Annotated in this window: 17 protein-coding genes; 1 reads left to right on the top strand and 16 read right to left on the bottom strand. The window is 70.3% G+C overall.

Features of this window, described 5'->3' with window-relative positions; all coding sequences use genetic code 11:
• Positions 1-125 precede the first annotated feature (125 nt).
• The 9 genes from DVS28_RS09160 to polX all read right to left on the bottom strand — a co-directional run bounded on the left by DVS28_RS09160 (position 126) and on the right by polX (position 10,340).
• Positions 126-497, bottom strand: coding sequence for a hypothetical protein (locus tag DVS28_RS09160; protein WP_114591180.1), 372 nt, complete (start codon positions 495-497; stop codon positions 126-128).
• Between the two features lie 67 nt (positions 498-564).
• Complete coding sequence (locus DVS28_RS09155; protein ID WP_216826502.1) at positions 565-1,422, bottom strand: ABC transporter ATP-binding protein; 858 nt, start codon at positions 1,420-1,422, stop codon at positions 565-567.
• The gene (locus DVS28_RS09150; RefSeq protein ID WP_114591179.1) at positions 1,415-2,260 is read right to left on the bottom strand and encodes an ABC transporter ATP-binding protein; all 846 of its coding nucleotides are present in this window, start codon (positions 2,258-2,260) and stop codon (positions 1,415-1,417) included. Before DVS28_RS09150 ends, DVS28_RS09155 begins: the two co-directional genes overlap by 8 nt.
• Positions 2,257-3,498, bottom strand: coding sequence for a branched-chain amino acid ABC transporter permease (locus tag DVS28_RS09145; RefSeq protein ID WP_114591178.1), 1,242 nt, complete (start codon positions 3,496-3,498; stop codon positions 2,257-2,259). Before DVS28_RS09145 ends, DVS28_RS09150 begins: the two co-directional genes overlap by 4 nt.
• A gap of 1 nt (position 3,499) precedes the next feature.
• Positions 3,500-4,435: a branched-chain amino acid ABC transporter permease gene (locus DVS28_RS09140; RefSeq protein WP_108665668.1), complete on the bottom strand. Its 936-nt coding sequence runs from the start codon at positions 4,433-4,435 to the stop codon at positions 3,500-3,502.
• Between the two features lie 8 nt (positions 4,436-4,443).
• Entirely contained in the window at positions 4,444-6,132 is a 1,689-nt protein-coding gene (locus DVS28_RS09135; protein WP_114591177.1) for an ABC transporter substrate-binding protein, read from the bottom strand.
• Positions 6,133-6,183: 51 nt separating this feature from the next.
• The gene (locus DVS28_RS09130) at positions 6,184-7,740 is read right to left on the bottom strand and encodes a hypothetical protein (RefSeq protein ID WP_164710243.1); all 1,557 of its coding nucleotides are present in this window, start codon (positions 7,738-7,740) and stop codon (positions 6,184-6,186) included.
• A 231-nt stretch (positions 7,741-7,971) separates the two neighbouring features.
• Entirely contained in the window at positions 7,972-8,592 is a 621-nt protein-coding gene (locus tag DVS28_RS09125; RefSeq protein WP_114591175.1) for a DNA-3-methyladenine glycosylase, read from the bottom strand.
• Positions 8,589-10,340, bottom strand: coding sequence for a DNA polymerase/3'-5' exonuclease PolX (gene polX, locus DVS28_RS09120; RefSeq protein WP_114591174.1), 1,752 nt, complete (start codon positions 10,338-10,340; stop codon positions 8,589-8,591). Before polX ends, DVS28_RS09125 begins: the two co-directional genes overlap by 4 nt.
• 72 nt (positions 10,341-10,412) lie before the next feature.
• Between polX and DVS28_RS09115 the strand changes: the two genes are divergently transcribed.
• Positions 10,413-10,781, top strand: coding sequence for a tudor domain-containing protein (locus tag DVS28_RS09115; protein WP_114591173.1), 369 nt, complete (start codon positions 10,413-10,415; stop codon positions 10,779-10,781).
• Here the strand turns inward: DVS28_RS09115 and DVS28_RS09110 are convergent.
• The 7 genes from DVS28_RS09110 to argF are packed head-to-tail and all read right to left on the bottom strand — an operon-like array spanning position 10,778 to position 16,408.
• Positions 10,778-11,155 (bottom strand): hypothetical protein, encoded by a 378-nt coding sequence (locus DVS28_RS09110; RefSeq protein WP_114591172.1) that lies wholly within the window; start codon positions 11,153-11,155, stop codon positions 10,778-10,780. The genes DVS28_RS09115 and DVS28_RS09110 overlap by 4 nt on opposite strands.
• A gap of 32 nt (positions 11,156-11,187) precedes the next feature.
• Entirely contained in the window at positions 11,188-11,652 is a 465-nt protein-coding gene (locus tag DVS28_RS09105) for an SRPBCC family protein (RefSeq protein WP_114591171.1), read from the bottom strand.
• Positions 11,645-12,868: a winged helix DNA-binding domain-containing protein gene (locus DVS28_RS09100; protein ID WP_114591170.1), complete on the bottom strand. Its 1,224-nt coding sequence runs from the start codon at positions 12,866-12,868 to the stop codon at positions 11,645-11,647. Before DVS28_RS09100 ends, DVS28_RS09105 begins: the two co-directional genes overlap by 8 nt.
• Before the next feature lie 7 nt (positions 12,869-12,875).
• Positions 12,876-14,294: an argininosuccinate lyase gene (argH, locus tag DVS28_RS09095; RefSeq protein ID WP_114591169.1), complete on the bottom strand. Its 1,419-nt coding sequence runs from the start codon at positions 14,292-14,294 to the stop codon at positions 12,876-12,878.
• Entirely contained in the window at positions 14,284-14,922 is a 639-nt protein-coding gene (locus DVS28_RS09090) for a hypothetical protein (RefSeq protein WP_164710242.1), read from the bottom strand. Before DVS28_RS09090 ends, argH begins: the two co-directional genes overlap by 11 nt.
• 13 nt (positions 14,923-14,935) lie before the next feature.
• The gene (locus DVS28_RS09085) at positions 14,936-15,427 is read right to left on the bottom strand and encodes an arginine repressor (protein ID WP_114591167.1); all 492 of its coding nucleotides are present in this window, start codon (positions 15,425-15,427) and stop codon (positions 14,936-14,938) included.
• Positions 15,428-15,457: 30 nt separating this feature from the next.
• Entirely contained in the window at positions 15,458-16,408 is a 951-nt protein-coding gene (gene argF, locus DVS28_RS09080; RefSeq protein ID WP_245973587.1) for an ornithine carbamoyltransferase, read from the bottom strand.
• Between the last annotated feature and the right edge of the window lie 4 nt (positions 16,409-16,412).

The following is a 16,412-nucleotide window of genomic DNA, read 5'->3' as shown; positions in this document are numbered from 1 at the left end:
GGTAGCTGCAGGTCCCCTGTCTACCCCGTCCACCCGCCCGGAAACCAACAACGCCGCCCCCAGCTCGGGGACGGCGTGTGGCGATGCAACCCAGCAAGGGCGCGTCGGGGCGAACGTGGGCGCGCTCAGGAGGCGTGCTCGAACGGGGGTGCAGGCGGTGGCATCGCCGGTGCACTACCCAGTCCGTTCATGGACGGGTGTGCCGGCACCTCCTCCTGGGCGGCAAGGCACTCCACGGCAGCGGTGAGCCGCTCGAGGTGGCGCACCACCTCCTTGGTGTCCCTGCGGCCCTCGAAGACGCGGATGAGCGTCAGCCCGGCACCGACGAGCGCGAGCCCGCCGATCCCGCCTGAGATGAGGAAAGGGAACTGCGTGCGGATGTCGACGCCGTTGTCCAGCCCTGCCGCACCGTTCCAGGCGAAGAAGATGAACAGGAGCCCGAAGACGACGAGCCCGATCGCGGTGTACCTGGTTGCGTTGGGTGAGATGTTGTTCATGCGTGCGCGCTCCTGCGTGCGAGACGGGTGGGGTCGGCGGTGGGTGGGACGAGGGTGGGCGAATGCGTCATCCGAGGAACACCTTCCGGACGTTCTCGGGGTCGGATAGCTCGGCGCCCCGGACCTCCTGCACGATGGTTCCCTGCTCCATGATCAAGCCCAGGGTGGCCACGTCGAGCGCGCCGATGTTCTGCTCGATGAGGATGACGGTGGTGCCGTCGGCGTTGATCTGGCGGACGATCTCGAAGACGTCCTTGACGATGACGGGGGCCAGGCCCATGGACGCCTCGTCGATGATCAGCAGCTTCGGCTTGGCCATCAGGCTCCGCCCGATGGCGACCATCTGCTGCTCACCGCCCGACAGCGTGCCGGCCATCTGGTCGTGGCGTTCGCGGAGCCGCGGGAAGTAGTCGTAGACCTTCTCCCGCTGCTGCTCCATCCAGTCGCCGTCGGACCGGTGCGTCCAGCCACCGACGTCGAGGTTGGCGCGCACCGACAGCTGGGGGAACACCCGCCGGCCCTCGGGACACATGACGATGCCGTTGGACACCGCCTGTCGGACCGACCACTTGGAGGCATCACGCCCCTCGAAGGACACGGTCCCGCCCGTGGGCTTGACCTTCCCGCACAGCACCGAGGCGGTGGTGGTCTTCCCTGCCCCGTTGAGGCCGAGGAGCACCGCGGTCTCGCCGGTGCGGATGGTGAAGTCGATGCCGTGCAGGACCTGCAGGCCGCCGTACCCGGCGGTCAGGCCCGACACCTCCAGCAACGTCTCGCCGGGCGCCGTCTCGCCACCGACGGCGGCGATCTCGTCGCTCGGCAGCGGCATGGTCGGATCGCGGGAGAGGTCGGTGCTGGGGTCGTACTCCTCGTACTCCCCCACCGCCTCACCGCTCGACGGTGGCTTCCACAGTGCGTCAGTCAAGGGTCGTCGCCCCCTCACCCATGTAGGCCTCGGCCACAGCCGGGTTGGTGCGGATCTCCTCGGCGCGACCCTCGGCAAGCAGCTTGCCGAAGGACAGGACGAAGACGTAGTCGCTGACGCGCAGCACCTGCGGCACGTGGTGGTCGATCATCACGATGGAGATGTTGAGCTGGTCACGCATGACGAGCAGGCGATCGCAGAACTCCGCGGCCTCCTCCGGCGCCATGCCGGCCAGCGGCTCGTCCAGCATGAGGATGTCGGGGTCGACGGCCATCACCGCCGCGACCTCGCACAGCTTGAGCATGCCGTAGGGCATCCCGTCGAGCGTGCGATGGGCGAGGTGGGCGATGCCGAAGAACTCCAGCACCTCCATGGCCCGTCGCCGCAGCTCGCGTTCCTCGCGCCGGGCCCAGGGCATGCCGAACATGCCGGCCCCGTCGCCGTAGGCCACCTTGTGGTGGTGGGCGACGAGCAGGTTCTCCAGGAGGGTGAAGGACCGGATGAGGCCCACCTGCTGGAAGGTGCGTCCGAGGCCGCGGATGACGCGTTCGTCGGGTCGCAGCGCGGTGACGTCCTCACCCTTGATGAAGACGCGGCCCTCGTTGGGGCTCGCGAAGCCGCTGACGCAGTTGAAGAAGGTGGTCTTGCCGGCGCCGTTGGGACCGAGCACCCCGACGATCTCGTTGGGGGCGACCCGGAAGTCGACGCCGCCGAGCGCCTGGACACCGCCGAAGCGGATGGCGATCCCCTTGGTCTCCAGCAGGTACCGGGAGTCGCCCTTGGGGATGGCAAGGGGTGGTGTGGCCGTGTCGGGCACGGGAGTGTCGAGCTGTGTCACAGCCGGGCTCCTTCCGGGTCGGCCAGCGGGTCCTCACGGTAGACCGCGGGCGGGTCGGTCAGCGGATCTGCCGTGTCGTCCTTGAACTTGCCCATGCGCAGCCACGAGTGCAGATGGTGCTGCTGCTGGGCGATACCGCCCGGGTACAGGGTCAACGTCAGGATCAGCAGCGCTGCGCTGATCACCGGCTCGAGGGTGATGTCGATCGCGGTGAACGGCCAGAAGTGGAGGTTCTCGTGGGACCGCTCCAGCAGCGTGGGAAGGACCGCGAACAACACACCGCCCTGCACCACTCCCCATCGGTTGCCCACGCCACCCACGACGGCCATCAGCAGGAAGGTGATGGAGAGCAGGAACTGGAAGTCAGCCGGCGCCACGCGCTGCTCGATGGAGGCGAACAGGCCGCCCGCCACGGCGGCGATGAGGCCGGAGAGGACGAACGCCAGCAGCTTGTACCCGGTGACGTTGATGCCCCAGGAGGCCGCCACCCGCTCGCTCTCGCGAAGGGCGCGGACGGCCCGGCCTGCCTTGGAGCCGGCGAAGAGGGTGTCGAACAGCAGGAACACCGCGAGGAAGGCGATGCAGAGGTAGGCGTAGCTGAGGTCGCTCGTGAAGCCGTCGAGCCCGCCGGCCATGGCCGAGAACGGGCCACCGAGCCCGTCCATGAACGACACGATGAAGCCGGGCATGACCGGACGCGGGGCGACCTGACCTGCACCGCCACCGGTCAGGGAAGTGATGTTGAACACCACTTCCTGGGCGAACAAGCCGTAGGAGATCGTGACGATCGCCAGGTACAGGCCCTTGACTCGCAGCGCGACCGCGCCCAGGAGGACCGCGGCGAACGCCCCCGAGAGGGCGGCGACGACGAGGCCAGCACCCCAAGGAAGGTCGAGCTCGGTGAGGGTGTAGCCGGCGGCGAACGCCCCGGCGCCGAAGAAGGCCGCATGCCCGAGCGACACCTGGCCGGCGTAGCCGACGAGGATGTTCATGCTCAGCGCCACGATGGCGAACACGGCGGCCTTGCTGACCAGGTTGGTGTAGACGTCCGGTACCAGGGAGGTGACGAACAGGACGAGGAGGACCAGGCCGATGCGTACGGCGTGGCGCTGGGCGCGTCCCCGGGAGTCGGGGGCCCACTGCTCCACGACGAGGCGTGGCGGCGGCGCGGACGGACGGGCGGTCGTGGTGCCCGAGGGCATGGGCTGGGGGGCCGGAGCGGTGACGTCGACCGACATCTCAGGCCTCCTTTCCGAGCAGGCCCCGTGGACGCAACAGCAGCACGAGCAGCAGCGACATGAGGACCGCGATCTGCGGCGGACCCGGGAGACCCAGGTCGAGGGTGAGGTTGATCTGGTTGGCGGTGGCGACGATCACACCGAGCAGCAGGCCGCCGACGACGGCACCGACCATGCTGGTCAGGCCTCCGAGCAGCGCGCCGGTGAAGGCCGGGATGAGGAACCGGGCCAGGAGCAGGCCCGGGCCGAGCAGGTTGAAGACACCAGCGGCGAGCAGGCCGGCTGCACCGGCCATCGCACCGGCAACCGCCCACGCGCTCATCGTGATCGCGTTGGTGTTGATGCCCTGCAGCTCGGCGGCGAACGGGTCCTGGGAGGTGGCAAGCAGCGCCACGCCGTAGGGCGTCTTGAAGTACAGAGCCAGCAGCGCCGCTGCGCCACCCAGCACGACCACGATGATGATCGTGTGCCAGTCGACGGGGATCGTCGAGCCGGGGATGGTGAACGCGTTGCCGTTGATGAAGCGGGGGAACGGGTCGCCGGTGACGCCGAACAGCTTGGCCTGCAGGCCCACCATGAACACGGCCACACCGATGGTGAGCACCAGCTGGGTGACGGGCGTGGAGTCCTTGAGCCGGTCGAGGATGACCTTGACCATCACGCTCAGCATGGCGCCGGCGAGCAACGCGGGGATGACGGAGACCAGCAGCTGGCCGCCGGTGAGGGTGCCGGGGTTGTCGGCGCTGCTGAAGATCGACAGCGCCTCCATCCGCTCCATGATGAACAGCGACACGAACGCGCTGGACGTGCCGATCTCGCCGTGGGCGAAGTTGAGGACCTTGGTGGCCTTGAAGACCAGCGCCAAGCCGAGGGCGATGAGGGCGTAGATCGCACCGGTGCGGACACCGATGACGAAGATGTTGATCAGCTCGTCCATGTCAGGTCCTAGAACCCGGTGGCGAAGCTGGCGACGGTCTCGTATTCCTCGGTGGTGCAGTTGGCCTTGATCACGTGCACCTGGTTGGCCCCGAAGTGGTTGTCCGGGGAGTAGGAGGTGCTCGGGAAGATGCCGGTCTCCACCGTCGAGTTCTCGACGAGGTTGCGGAAGTCCTCGCGCGTCACGTCGTTGCTCCCGTAGGTGCTGACGTACTGCTCGAGCAGGTCGGAGAAGATCATGCCGGTGGCCCACAGGGACAAGGCGATGTCGTCGCTGGGGGTGCCGAACTGCTGGGCTGCGGAGAAGAACTCCGGCACGTTGTTGCGCGCCCAGTCCAGGCCGGGGAAGGGCGAGAAGAACTCGCCGCCGTCGACGTTGGGGCAGCCCGATCCGAGGACGGCGTTGAGGCCCATGGAGACACCCACGCCCACGAACTGGGGGTTGTAGTTGGCCAGGTTGGCCTGCTGGGCGAACTGGATGTAGTCCACCGGGGCGGTGAGGATGTAGACGACGTCGACACCGTTCTGCTGCAGGTCCGCGGCGTAGGTGTTGTACCAGGAGTTGTCACCCTTGGGGTGTCGCAGGGTGCGGTAGTAGTCCAGGCCGGACGCCGCGACGCCCTGCTCCCAGCCGTCGACGGCATCCTGGAAGTTCGGGGTGTCGGTGATGACCGCCGCGACCTTCTGGCCGGGGTGCTGGGCCTTGACCCACTGGGCGAGCAGGAGGCCCTGGGCCCGGTAGCTCATGGAGAAGGCGAAGTAGTTGCGCAGGCCCAGGAGGCCGGCCTCGGTGACGCCCGCGGAGAAGTAGGGGATGTTCTGCTGCTCCGCGAAGGTGCCGCAGGCCTGGATCTGGTCGGTACCGCCGGCGCCGGTCAGCAGGAAGTTGTCGGCGGCCAGCTGGCGGCAGGCCTGCACGGCGGTGGAGGGCTGGTAGCGGTCATCGGCGAAGGAGATGTTGAACTGGGTGAACCCGGCGATGTCGCCGTCCTGCCCCACCTTGTACCGGTAGTAGAGGTCGCGAGCCTCCTCGAAGGAGGTGACGGGCAGCGGAGCGGCGCCGGTCACCGGCGCGTGGACCGCGATGTTGATGGAACCGGCTGCGGCGTCGACGCCGGTGCGGTCCGAACCGCTGATGGCCGCGGTACCGCCGCCCGTGTTCCCACCGGTGTCGCCACCCGTGTCGCCACCCGTGTCACCGCCGGTGTCCCCGCCCGTGGTCCCGCCGGTGTTGCCCCCGGTGGTTCCGCCGGTGCTGCCACCCGTGGTCCCGCCCGTCGAGCCACCGGTGCTGCCACCCGTGGACCCGCCCGTCGAGCCACCGGTGCTGCCACCCGTGGACCCGCCCGTCGAGCCACCGGTGCTGCCACCCGTGGACCCGCCGGTGCTGGTCGAACCACCGGTCGTCCCGGTGGTCCCGGTCGTGCCCGTCGTTCCGGTCGTCCCGGTCGTGCCCCCCGTGGTGCTCCCCGTGGTGCCGCCGGTCGCGCCACCGGTCGAGCCGGTGGTCCCGCCGGCGACCTGGCTGCCGGTCCCCGAGTCGAACGCGGTCTGGTCGGTGAAGCCGTTCGTTCCGCCAGCGGCGAAACCGATCTGTTCACGCGTTTCGGCCTTCAGGCCGCAGGCGGCCGCGAGCATCGCGAAGACCGCGAGGGCTGCGAGGAAACGCAGGCGTCGGTAAATGGACATGGTGGGCATCGACTCTCTTCTTCGGGGAGGGAGCAGGGAACGGGGTGCGGCGACCCCGGACTAGATCTGGAATCCGCGATCGCGCAGGAGGCGGGTCATCGCCCCGGAACGCACCGCGGCGGTGACGGGCGCGCCGTCCAGGACACGGCCGTACCAGAAGGCACCGCCGAGCATCATCGGCAGCAGGATCCACGCGATCGGGAAGGATCCGGCCGACTCCTCGTTCACCGGGGCGAACGCTTCGTCAGCGACGCTGCTGGTGTTGTCCTGCACCGCCGACGTGACGCCGGACTCGGCTGCCGGCGCCGGCTGGGCCGCCGCCGTGCTGGTCGTCCCCGACGCGGCGGGCGAGGACGGTCGGTTGCTGGAGCTCGATCCGCTGGACGACGAGCTCGACGACCCGCGGCCACCGCTGGTGCCACCCGTGCTGCCGGAGCTGCCCGAGGTGGACCCACCGGTGCTGCCACCGGTGTTGGTGTTGTTGCCCGGGGAGACCGGGATCGGCTCGGGCTTGTCGACCTGGGTGAACTCGGTCGTCGGGGGGTTGGCGTCCAACGGCTCGAGGTAGGCGTAGTAGTTCGTGGAGTAGTCGGCGTCGCCGTAGGCCAGGTTCTGCGCGGCCAGCGGGCGGATGAGGATGCCGTTGCTCCAGTCGAGCTTGAACTGCTCGTTGTCGGTGAGCGCGTCCTGTGCCGGGAACGTCATGTCGAAGGTGACGATGTTGTTGTCGTCCGGCTCGGCCCGGGGGCTGCAGTAGAAGATGTCGATCTCCGGCTGCTCGCGGACCGGCTGGTTGTCACCGGCCTCCCACGGTTCTGCGATGACGCACGCCTCGAGGCCCGTGATGTTCTGGGTCAACAGGTCGGTCTCGCCACCGGTCACGTTGCCGAAGAAGGCCTCGAACATCTCCGGGCCACCGGTGCCTGCCTGGGCGACGACGGCGAGCATGAACTCGCGGAACGCCGGTGACTCCACGGCGAAGGACGCCGACGACATCTGGAAGCTGATGGTGTAGTCGCTGACCGTCTTGCCCTCGGCGACGGTGGGCGGACCGATCTGGACGGCCGAGGAGTAGCGCTGGTTGCCGTTGAGCAGGCCGACCGGGAGCGCGCCCGGCGGCACGGGCTGCGGCACCGGCTCGGTCGCGGTGTCCAGGCCTTCCAGGCCAGCGACGACGCCGCCGAGGACCGGACCGGTGATCGCCTGGGCATCCGGCGTGCAGGACTCGGGGATGACGATGCACTGGATCGTGGAGTCCGTCAGCGTCCCGGGGGTCAGCGCGCTCGTGGGCGAGGTGTAGAACGCGGTCTTGACGCCGCCACCCTCGGCGGGCGGCTCCTCGTCGCCGCCGGGCAGCGATGGGATGGGCGACTCCTCCTCGGTCTCGCTGGGCGAGGGGGTCGGCTCGGGGTCCTCGGTCTCGCTGGATCCCGGGATCGGCACGGGGAGGTCGGGCAGCTGGGCGCCTGCGCTGCCGGCCAGCGGCACGGTCGCGAGCAACATCGTGCCCACGAGGAAGAACAGCGCCCAGGCCCGGAGGTCGTGAGCAGGACGCAGCGCACTTGCGCTGGTGCGTCCCGAGTGGCGACCCCGGGTTGAGGGATGCGGCTTGGTCATGTCGTGTCGGCCCATCACAGTCGGCTTCGGTTCCTGCGCCGCACTCCCCCGAGCGGGCTCCGTTGGTGACGGAGCACAGTGCTGCATATCGGAGAGTTCGACGTCGGTGCAGGGTTCTCCTGCCCGACGACCACAGGATTCGGTCGAAATCGCCGGCAACTGAAGGAGATCCGCCCGTCACGCCGCTGCGACTGTTACCGAAGGTACCCAAGGTGACCGTCAGGCCCCGGATCAGTCCCCGTTCGACTCGTCCGCCCGCCGGTGCCGCACGTACCGGCTGACCAACGGATGGCCGTCGATCCAGAACCGCCACGGCCGGTCGGCTGCCAGCCGGACACCCACCCGAGGCCCCGTGGCGACCGCCGGCGGCTCGTAGCCGTCGCGGGCCAGCCGGACCGGTGATGCCGGGTCGAGCAGGTCCACGCCGCCCATGGCCCCGTCGATGCCGAGGGCGCTGGCGAGGCGTGCCGGGCCTCGCAGGAGGTCGCGGTCGCGGACCCGGTCGCCACGCCGGGCGCGCAGCACCGCTTCGCCGTCGACGATCTCCGCGGCGCGGAGGAGGACCGCCTGGCCGTGCCCATCGGGGCCGGTGACCACGTTCATGCACCAGTGCATGCCGTAGGTGAAGTAGACGTAGGCATGCCCGGCCGCACCGAACATGACCGCGTTGCGAGGGGTCCGGCCCCGGAAGGTGTGGCTCGCCGGATCGTCCTCGTCGTAGGCCTCGACCTCGATGATCCGGACCGCGGTCCCCTCCTCGGGGCGCTCCAGGATCGTGCCCAGCAACCGCGGTGCGACCACGGGGCTGTCCCCCTGCAGCACGGACCGGTCCAGCAGGCGCCGGCCCGTCATCCGAGCCGGTCGCGCTTGGCCGCCACGAACGCCCGCAGCTGCTCCAGCGTGCCGGTGTTGAGCACGTCCGACGGCGTGGCCCAGCCCCGCTGGGCGGTCCACACGCCGTACCGCATCGCGTCGAGGTCGCCGACGGAGTGGGCGTCGCACGAGATGGTGAGGCTCACGCCGGCCTCGACCGCCCGCCGGACCATCTCCCCCGACAGGTCGAGCCTGCGCGGGGAGGCGTTGACCTCGAGCGCCGTGCCGGTCTCGCGGCAGGCCTCGAGGATCGCGGCCAGGTCGACCTCGAATCCGGGACGCTTGCCGAGCTTGCGCCCGGTCAGGTGGCCGATCGCGTTGACGGCGGGCGACTCGATGGCCGCCATGATCCGCGCGGTCTGTGCGGCGCTGTCACGTTCCAGCCCCGAGTGCACGCTGGCGACGGTCCAGTCGAACTCCAGCAGGAAGTCGGGGTCGTAGTCCAGTCCGCCCTCGAGCCCGATGTTCAGCTCCGAGGCGTCGAGCACGGCCATCTCGTAGCGATCCTGCAGGGCGCGGATGGCCCCTCGACGGTCGAGGACCTGCTGGCGTGACAGGCCGTTCATCGACAGGTCCTCGGCGTGATCGGTGACCGCCCAGTAGGCGTAGCCCTTGCCGGCGGCGCGGCCGATCATCTCCTCCAGCGTGGCCTTGCCGTCGCCGGACCAGTCGGAGTGGCCGTGCAGGTCGCCGGTGATGTCGTCGAGGGTGACGACCGCAGGCAGGCTGCCGTCGATGGCGGCGTCGACCTCGCCGGTGTCCTCGCGCATGGTCGGCGGTACCCAGGCCAGGTCGACCGCGGCGTAGACGTCGGCTTCGGTGCGGCTGGCGACCCGCTCGCCCTGCGTGCCCTCCTCGGTCCGCGTCCAGATGCCGTACTCGTTGAGCAGCAGCCCGCGGCGTACCGCCCGTTCCCGCACGCGCACGTTGTGGGCCTTCGACCCGGTGAAGTACTGCAGCGCCGCACCCCACGCGTCGGGCTCGACCACCCGCAGGTCGACCTGGATCCCGCGCACGGTGATGACCGAGGACTTCTTCTCGCCGGCTGCGATCACGGACTGGACCAGGTCGTAGCCGCGGAACGCCTCGTGGATCGGCACGGGGTCGGCGTCGCTTGCCACGAGCACGTCGATGTCGCCGATCGTGTCGCGCATGCGCCGCAGCGAGCCGGCGTAGTCGACCTGGTCGACGTCGTCCCGTGCCCGCAACCGCGTGCAGATCTCTTCGGCCAGCGCGATCGCGTCGGCGGCGGGGACACGGTCGGTGTCCTTGCTGCCCATCCGGCGCAGGGACTCCTTGAGGTTGGCGACGGTCTTCGCGCCCAGCCCCGGCAGTCCGGCCACCCGGCCGTCCTCCATCGCCGCCGTCAACGCCTCGATGGAGTCGATCCCGAGGGAATCGTGCATCAGCACCGCCGTCTTCGGTCCCAGCCCGGGCACCCGGGTCAGCTCGACCACGCCGGCGGGGACCTTCTCGCGCAGGTCCTCCAGCATCCCGATGGTGCCGGAGTCCAGGTACTCGCGGATCTTCTTCGCCGTCGACGCGCCGATCCCCTTCACCTCTGCCAGCGCCGCGTCGTCGAGGGTGCCCAGGTCCACCGAGGCGGCACCGACGGCATCGGCGGCACGTTCGTAGGCCCGGACACGGAAGCGATCGGCGCCACTGATCTTCAGCAGCGACGCGATCTCGGCGAACCGGCGGTGCAGCTCCTCGTTGACCCAAGCCATGGCGCGCAGCCTACGACCCGCGTGCGACACCGGCTGCTGTGCTCCTCGACCGCCCCTGCAAGACTGCGATGCATGAACATCGGATCCTGGGCCCGCGCCGACGGCGTCGTCGGCATCGTCTCGAAGGTCGACCCCGACGGCACGGTCACCGTGTTCAACCCGGGTGACCGGCAGATGATCGTCGTGCCGACCGCGAAGTGTCAGCCGCTGCCGACGGGCACCGTCGAGGCGCGCATCACCGTCCGCCTGGACGTTCCCCACGGGCTGGCCGAGGAGTCGATGACCCGTTGGGTCGCTGCCCTGGTGGATCCGGTGCTGCGCACCAACGCACGGGCGGCGCTGGAGGAGCAGGGCATGGACGTCGGGGCGTTCGCCATCGAACCGTCGGTGGAGGTCACCGAGGTCGCCGACCAGGACCCGACCGGTCCCGGCGCGACTTAGGAGGGACGACCCGAAGACTGCACGTCACGGTGGGCGTGCAGGTAGGCGGGGAAGAAGTCCCGTTCCAGCCGTGACCAGTACTCCACCGCCAGCGCGGCATCCAGGCCGAGGTCGTTGGAGGGGATGTCGGCGGTGGTGCGGTCACAGGTCTGCACCAGCAGGCCGTGCAGCCGGTTGGCGCGCGCCTCGTCCTGCATGCGGATCTGGATGAGGGTCAGCTCGATGCGCTGCTTGCCGTGGGGCAGCCAGGCGACCGTGCCGCCGACGCGGTCGCGGTAGATGCGGGCCTTGCCGGTCTCGGCCACGAGCAGGCCCTCACGCCGAGCGAGCTCGTCGATCCGGGCGAGCAGCTGAACCTCGATGCTGGGTGCCATGCGGGGGATGCTATCGACGGCGTCGCGTCGGCTCAGACAACCTCGCCGGCGTCGATGCGCTTCTGGCGCTTCTCCGCCTCCGCCTTGATGCCCTTGGTCGCGATCGACATGACCAGCTTCTGGCCCTGCTTGATCACGAGCTTGGGCAGCGGGATGACCAGGTCGACCATGCCCTCGAGCTCCGCGCGGCAGCCGGTCTCGGTCGGGGTGATCGTGTAGGTCCCCCGCTGCGCCCGCTGCACGCCCCCGCTGACCAGCTCCCAGCTGACGGAGTCGTCGGTCCAGTGATGGTCGACGACCTGCTCGTCGTGGATGCCGACCACCGACATCTTCATCCACACCCGCTCGGGCCAGCCCTCGTCGTTGTGGCTCTCGATGCGGACGTCCTTGTGGATCTTCGACCAGGTGGGGAACGCCTCCAGGTCGGTCAGGACGTCCCAGACCGTCTCGGGGGTGGCCTCGATGTCGATCTCGGCGCTCGCGTGGACCTCAGCCAAGGGCCATCTCCTTCTCCATGGGCGTGCGAAAGCGCGGAATCACCACATGGCCCCGTAGCCACGTGGTCAGCCGTTCGGCTTCGACGGCGACCGCGTCCGACCCATGATGACCGATGTCGGCCAGAAGTCTCGTGACCACCTGTCCGTCCGCTTGCTGCGCCCAGCCGCCCACGACCTGCCCCTCGAACCAGATCGTGGGGCCGACGTTGCCGTTGCGGTCGAACAGCGGGCCGCCGAACGCGCCGTGCTCGCCCAGGTACCAGCCCCGTTCCTTCCACCCCATGGGGGTCGGGTCCAGCGCGGGGAGGAGGGTCACCACGCCGCTGGGCACGTCACCCGGGGGCTCGTCCCCCGGGGGCTCGTCACCCGGCGCGACCCACGCGTCCACGGTCGTGCCATCGACGGTCACGGTGACCGCCACCGCGCCCGCATCGGCCAGCGCCGCCCGGGTCTGCCGGACGGTCCAGCCGGTCCACCACTTCACGTCGTCGGTGGTGACCGGTCCGAAGCGGGCCAGGTAGCGGCCGGCCAGCGCGGTCCGGCCGGCGGTCTCGTCCAGCGCCACCGCAGACCCGGGTCGCGCCTCGAACCACGACGCGGTCGGCATCCACGCGTACTGGCTGGCACGCCACGACCCGGCCGGTGCGGTCCGGACGATCGTGCCCTCCATGGCCATGACGTACAGCAGTCGGGGGCCGACGGGTTGTTCCTGGACCCACTTGCCGGATCCGAGCAGGACCGGCGTCCGCATCCCCTCGACGCGGTTGTTGAGGGCAGTCGTCGACATCGGCGTCCCGGCGACGTCGAGCGCCGCCAGGATCCGACCCTCGAGGTCCGCGAGGAACGCAGGGGCGTGGTCGATTCCCGACGCCTCGACGAACCGCTCGACCCGGCGACGTTCCTTGTCGGCCACGGCCCTCGCGGCGCCGGCCATGACCACCGGCGCGTCGGCGAGCGTGGCGATCCACAAGGTGCGTCGCATCGCATGCAGGCGCCAGAGGGTGCGATCGACGTACAGGGACCGGTCGACGTCGTCGAGGCTCACCCCGGCCACACAGGCCCGGATCCCCAGGTACGGGGTGGCCGGGTCCGTCGAGTGCATCACGACGAGGTCCGACACCGCCGTCTCCGCATCGGCAGCGGAATGACCGACGTGGTGGCGGAGGACCAGCCGGGCCCGTCGCTCGGCGTCGTCGATGTGGCGAACCGCCCCCACGGGGCGCTCAGCCGATCCGGTCGCGCAGCGTCGCCAGCTGGCCCCGCACGGCCTCCGGGGCGGGGCCCTGCACGGCGTTGCGGCGATGCACCGCACCCATCGGATCCAGCAGGCTGCTGACCTGGTCGGCGTCGAGCTCGGGCATGGTCCCGACCAGCTCGTCGGGAGTCAGGTCGGTGATGTCGATCCCGCGTCCCTCGCAGGTGGCGACCAGCTCGCCGACCCGTTCGTGGGCGCTGCGGAACGGGACGCCGGCGACGACGAGCGCCTCGGCCACGTCGGTGGCAAGGGAGAACCCACCCGCAGCCGTCCCTGCCAGCCGCTGGCGATCGAACACGAGGCTGGCCATCATCCCGGCGACGGCGGGCAGGGCGAGCATCAACGTGTCGACCGCGTCGAAGACCGGCTCCTTGTCCTCCTGCAGGTCGCGGTTGTAGGTCAGGGGCAGCCCCTTCAGCGTGACCAGCAGCGTGACGAGGCTGCCGATCAGCCGTCCGGTCTTGCCGCGGACCAGCTCGGCGACGTCGGGGTTGCGCTTCTGCGGCATGATGCTGGATCCCGTCGAGAAGGCGTCGCCGACGCGGCACCAGCCGAACTCGGTGCTGGCCCACAGCACGACCTCCTCGCAGAGGCGGGAGAGGTGCACGCCGATCATGGCGGTGGCGGACAGGAACTCCACGGCGAAGTCGCGGTCGGCGACGGTGTCCATGGAGTTGGGGCCGACACCGGTGTAGCCGAGGGCGTCGGCGTAGCGCTGTGGGTCCAGCGGCAGGGTCAGCCCGGCCATCGCGCCCGACCCGAGCGGTGAGAAGTCCAGCAGCCGGGCCCGGCAGTCGGCCAGCCGGGCGACGTCGCGGTCCAGCGCCCACGCATGGGCCAGCAGGTGGTGGGCGAGGGTGACCGGCTGGGCGCGCTGCAGGTGGGTGAACCCCGGCGCGATCCAGTCGACCGCACCCTCGGCCTGGTCGGCCAGGGCGGTCTGGATGTTGCGGAGCTGCTCGGTCAGCACGGGGATGGTGTCGGCCAGGTACAGCCGGAGGTCACCGACGATCTGGTCGTTGCGGCTGCGCCCGGCCCGCAGGCGGCCGCCCGCCGCACCGCACAGCTCGATCAGCCGTCGTTCGACCGCGCCGTGGAGGTCCTCGTCGTCGTCGAGGAAGGCGAAGGTCCCGTCGGTGAACTCCTCCTCGATGGTGGCGAGGGCCGTGACGATCGCGTCGTGGTCGTCGTCGGTCACCAGGTCGAGGCGCTGCAGCTCGTCGGCGTGGGCCCGGGATCCGGACAGGTCGTAGGGCCACAGGCGGGCGTCGAAGTGGATCGAGCGGCCCAGGTCCCACGCCGCCCGGTCGGGTCCGCTGGCGAAGCGTCCGCCCCACAGGCGACCCTCCCCGGTCGTCCCGGTGGTGCCGCTGCCGTCAGTCGTCATCGTCGTCGTCCTCGTGGTTGTCGGGGTTGTCCGGGTTGTCCGGGTCGGCGTTGTCGGGGTCCTCGCTGTCCGGGGCGGCCTCGAGCTCCGTCAGGACCACGCGGATGGCCTCGGCGACGTCGGGATGGATGTCGCCGTCGTCGGCCCAGTCCCGCAGTCGGTCCAGGGCGCGCTCGATCCGCTTGTCGTCGGGCTTGTCGCGAACACGTTCGAGCTCGCGGAGCAGGTCCTCGCCGCGTTCGCCTGCCGCCTCGGGATCCTGCCCGATCAGCTCGATCATCCCCTCCAGCCCCAGCTCCCGGGCGATGTCGGCGGGATCCGACGGCGCAGCTGCCGCCCCGTTGACCGACCCGCCGTCCGACCCATCGCTGTCCGACCCGTCGCCGTCGGTCGGTGTCGCCTCGGGCCCTGCCGGCACTGAGGGTGCGGCGCTCGACGGCGGCGTCGCCTCGGGCCCGGACGGTGCGGAGGGGGACGTCGCGGCCGTGCTCGGGGTCGGCGTGACCTCGGGCAGGGTCTGGAAGACGGTGGGTTCGTCCTCCGACGCGCCGCAGGCCGCGAGGACCACGAGGGTCGCCACGGCCAGCAGGCGCCGACTCGTGCGACGACTGCTCGGGGGACGGGTCACCTGCCCTGCCTCGTCACGGATGGTCGGGACCTTCTGCTCGAGCCGGAACCTGCCGTGCGGGGATCGTGGGGGTCTTGATCGCGCGGAGGGTCGCGGCCACGTCGTGTCCGGTCGCCGGCTCGCGGGCCACGACGAGGACGGTGTCGTCGCCCTGGAGGGTGGCGAGCGTGCCGGCCACGTCGGCCATGTCGATGGCGCTGGCGACCGTGGAGGCCGCCCCGGGCGGGGTCTTGAGGACGGCCAGGTTGCCGCTGGCCTCGATGGTCGTGACGAACTGGCGCATCAGCTGGGCAAGGCCGGGGCGTTCGGTCCCGGCGTAGGCCAGCGTGCCGTCGGCCCCACGTTGCTTGCCGATGCCGAGCTGCTCGAGGTCGCGGGAGATCGTGGCCTGGTTCACCTCGACACCGTGGCGCGACAGCAGCTCGACGAGCTCGCCCTGCGAGGCGATCTCGTAGGTCGCGACGAGCTGGACGATCAGGTCCTGCCGGTGGGCGCGGTCGGTCATGGGTGCGAGGGGCGGGTCAGGTCAGCAGTGTCAGGTCAGCAACGTGATGAGCAGCGCCTTCTGGGCGTGCAGCCGGTTCTCGGCCTGGCTGAAGACGACGCTGGCGTCGCCGTCGATCGCCTGGGCGCTGATCTCCTCACCGCGGTGGGCGGGCAGGCAGTGCATGACGATGGCGTCCGGCCGGGCCAGCGCCATGGCGCCGGAGTTCAGCTGGTACGGCCTGAACAGGGCGGCCCGTTCCGTCGACTCCGACTCCTGCCCCATGGAGGCCCACACGTCGGTGTACAGCACGTCGGCGTCGACGCAGGCGGTCTCCGGGTCGGTGGTGACGGTGATGGCGCCGCCGCTGAACTCCGCCAGCGTCCGCGCCTCGTCGACGATCTGGCCGTTCGGCGCGTACCCCTCCGGGTGCCCGATGACCACGTGCATGCCGGTCATGGCACCGGCCTTCAGCAGCGAGTGGGCCATGTTGTTGCCATCACCGAGGTAGGTCAGCTTGAGGCCGGCCAGGGTGCCCTTGTACTCGCGGATGGTCTGCAGGTCCGCGACCGCCTGACAGGGGTGGGTCAGGTCCGACAGCGCGTTGATGATCGGGATGTCGCCGGCTTCGGCGAGGTCCTCCAGCCGGTCCTGCCCGAAGGTGCGCAGCACGATGGCGTGCACGTAGCGGGACAGGACCCGGGCGGTGTCGGCAACGGTCTCGCCGCGGCCGAGCTGCAGCTGCTGGCCGGTCAGCACCACGGGATGGCCGCCCAGCTCGCGGACGCCGACCTCGAACGACACGCGGGTCCGGGTCGATGGCTTCTCGAAGATCAACGCCACGGACTTGCCGTGCAGGACGTCGCCCCAGGTGCTTGACGCGCGGCTGGCAGGGGTCGGCCGTTCCGCCTTCAGGTCGTCGGCGAGGTCGAGCACGGCCAGCAGCTCCTCGGGCTGCAGGTCGTCGACCGTGAGGAAGTGCCTGATCGGGGTGTCGGTCACGGGA

It is taken from the genome of Euzebya pacifica (assembly GCF_003344865.1).
Classification (GTDB): domain Bacteria; phylum Actinomycetota; class Nitriliruptoria; order Euzebyales; family Euzebyaceae; genus Euzebya; species Euzebya pacifica.
The sequence above is the reverse complement of the archived record's forward strand: the minus strand, read 5'-3'. Positions and strand labels throughout refer to the sequence as shown.

Excerpts from the sequence above, each read along its gene's own strand:
- DVS28_RS09140 (WP_108665668.1), bottom strand. The coding sequence starts at position 4,435 with ATGGACGAGCTGATCAACATCTTCGTCATCGGTGTCCGCACCGGTGCG.
- DVS28_RS09115 (WP_114591173.1), top strand. The coding sequence starts at position 10,413 with ATGAACATCGGATCCTGGGCCCGCGCCGACGGCGTCGTCGGCATCGTC.
- polX (WP_114591174.1), bottom strand. The coding sequence starts at position 10,340 with ATGGCTTGGGTCAACGAGGAGCTGCACCGCCGGTTCGCCGAGATCGCG.
- DVS28_RS09135 (WP_114591177.1), bottom strand. The coding sequence starts at position 6,132 with ATGCCCACCATGTCCATTTACCGACGCCTGCGTTTCCTCGCAGCCCTC.
- DVS28_RS09145 (WP_114591178.1), bottom strand. The coding sequence starts at position 3,498 with ATGTCGGTCGACGTCACCGCTCCGGCCCCCCAGCCCATGCCCTCGGGC.
- DVS28_RS09085 (WP_114591167.1), bottom strand. The coding sequence starts at position 15,427 with ATGACCGACCGCGCCCACCGGCAGGACCTGATCGTCCAGCTCGTCGCG.
- DVS28_RS09110 (WP_114591172.1), bottom strand. The coding sequence starts at position 11,155 with ATGGCACCCAGCATCGAGGTTCAGCTGCTCGCCCGGATCGACGAGCTC.
- argH (WP_114591169.1), bottom strand. The coding sequence starts at position 14,294 with ATGACGACTGACGGCAGCGGCACCACCGGGACGACCGGGGAGGGTCGC.
- DVS28_RS09160 (WP_114591180.1), bottom strand. The coding sequence starts at position 497 with ATGAACAACATCTCACCCAACGCAACCAGGTACACCGCGATCGGGCTC.
- DVS28_RS09130 (WP_164710243.1), bottom strand. The coding sequence starts at position 7,740 with ATGACCAAGCCGCATCCCTCAACCCGGGGTCGCCACTCGGGACGCACC.
- DVS28_RS09125 (WP_114591175.1), bottom strand. The coding sequence starts at position 8,592 with ATGACGGGCCGGCGCCTGCTGGACCGGTCCGTGCTGCAGGGGGACAGC.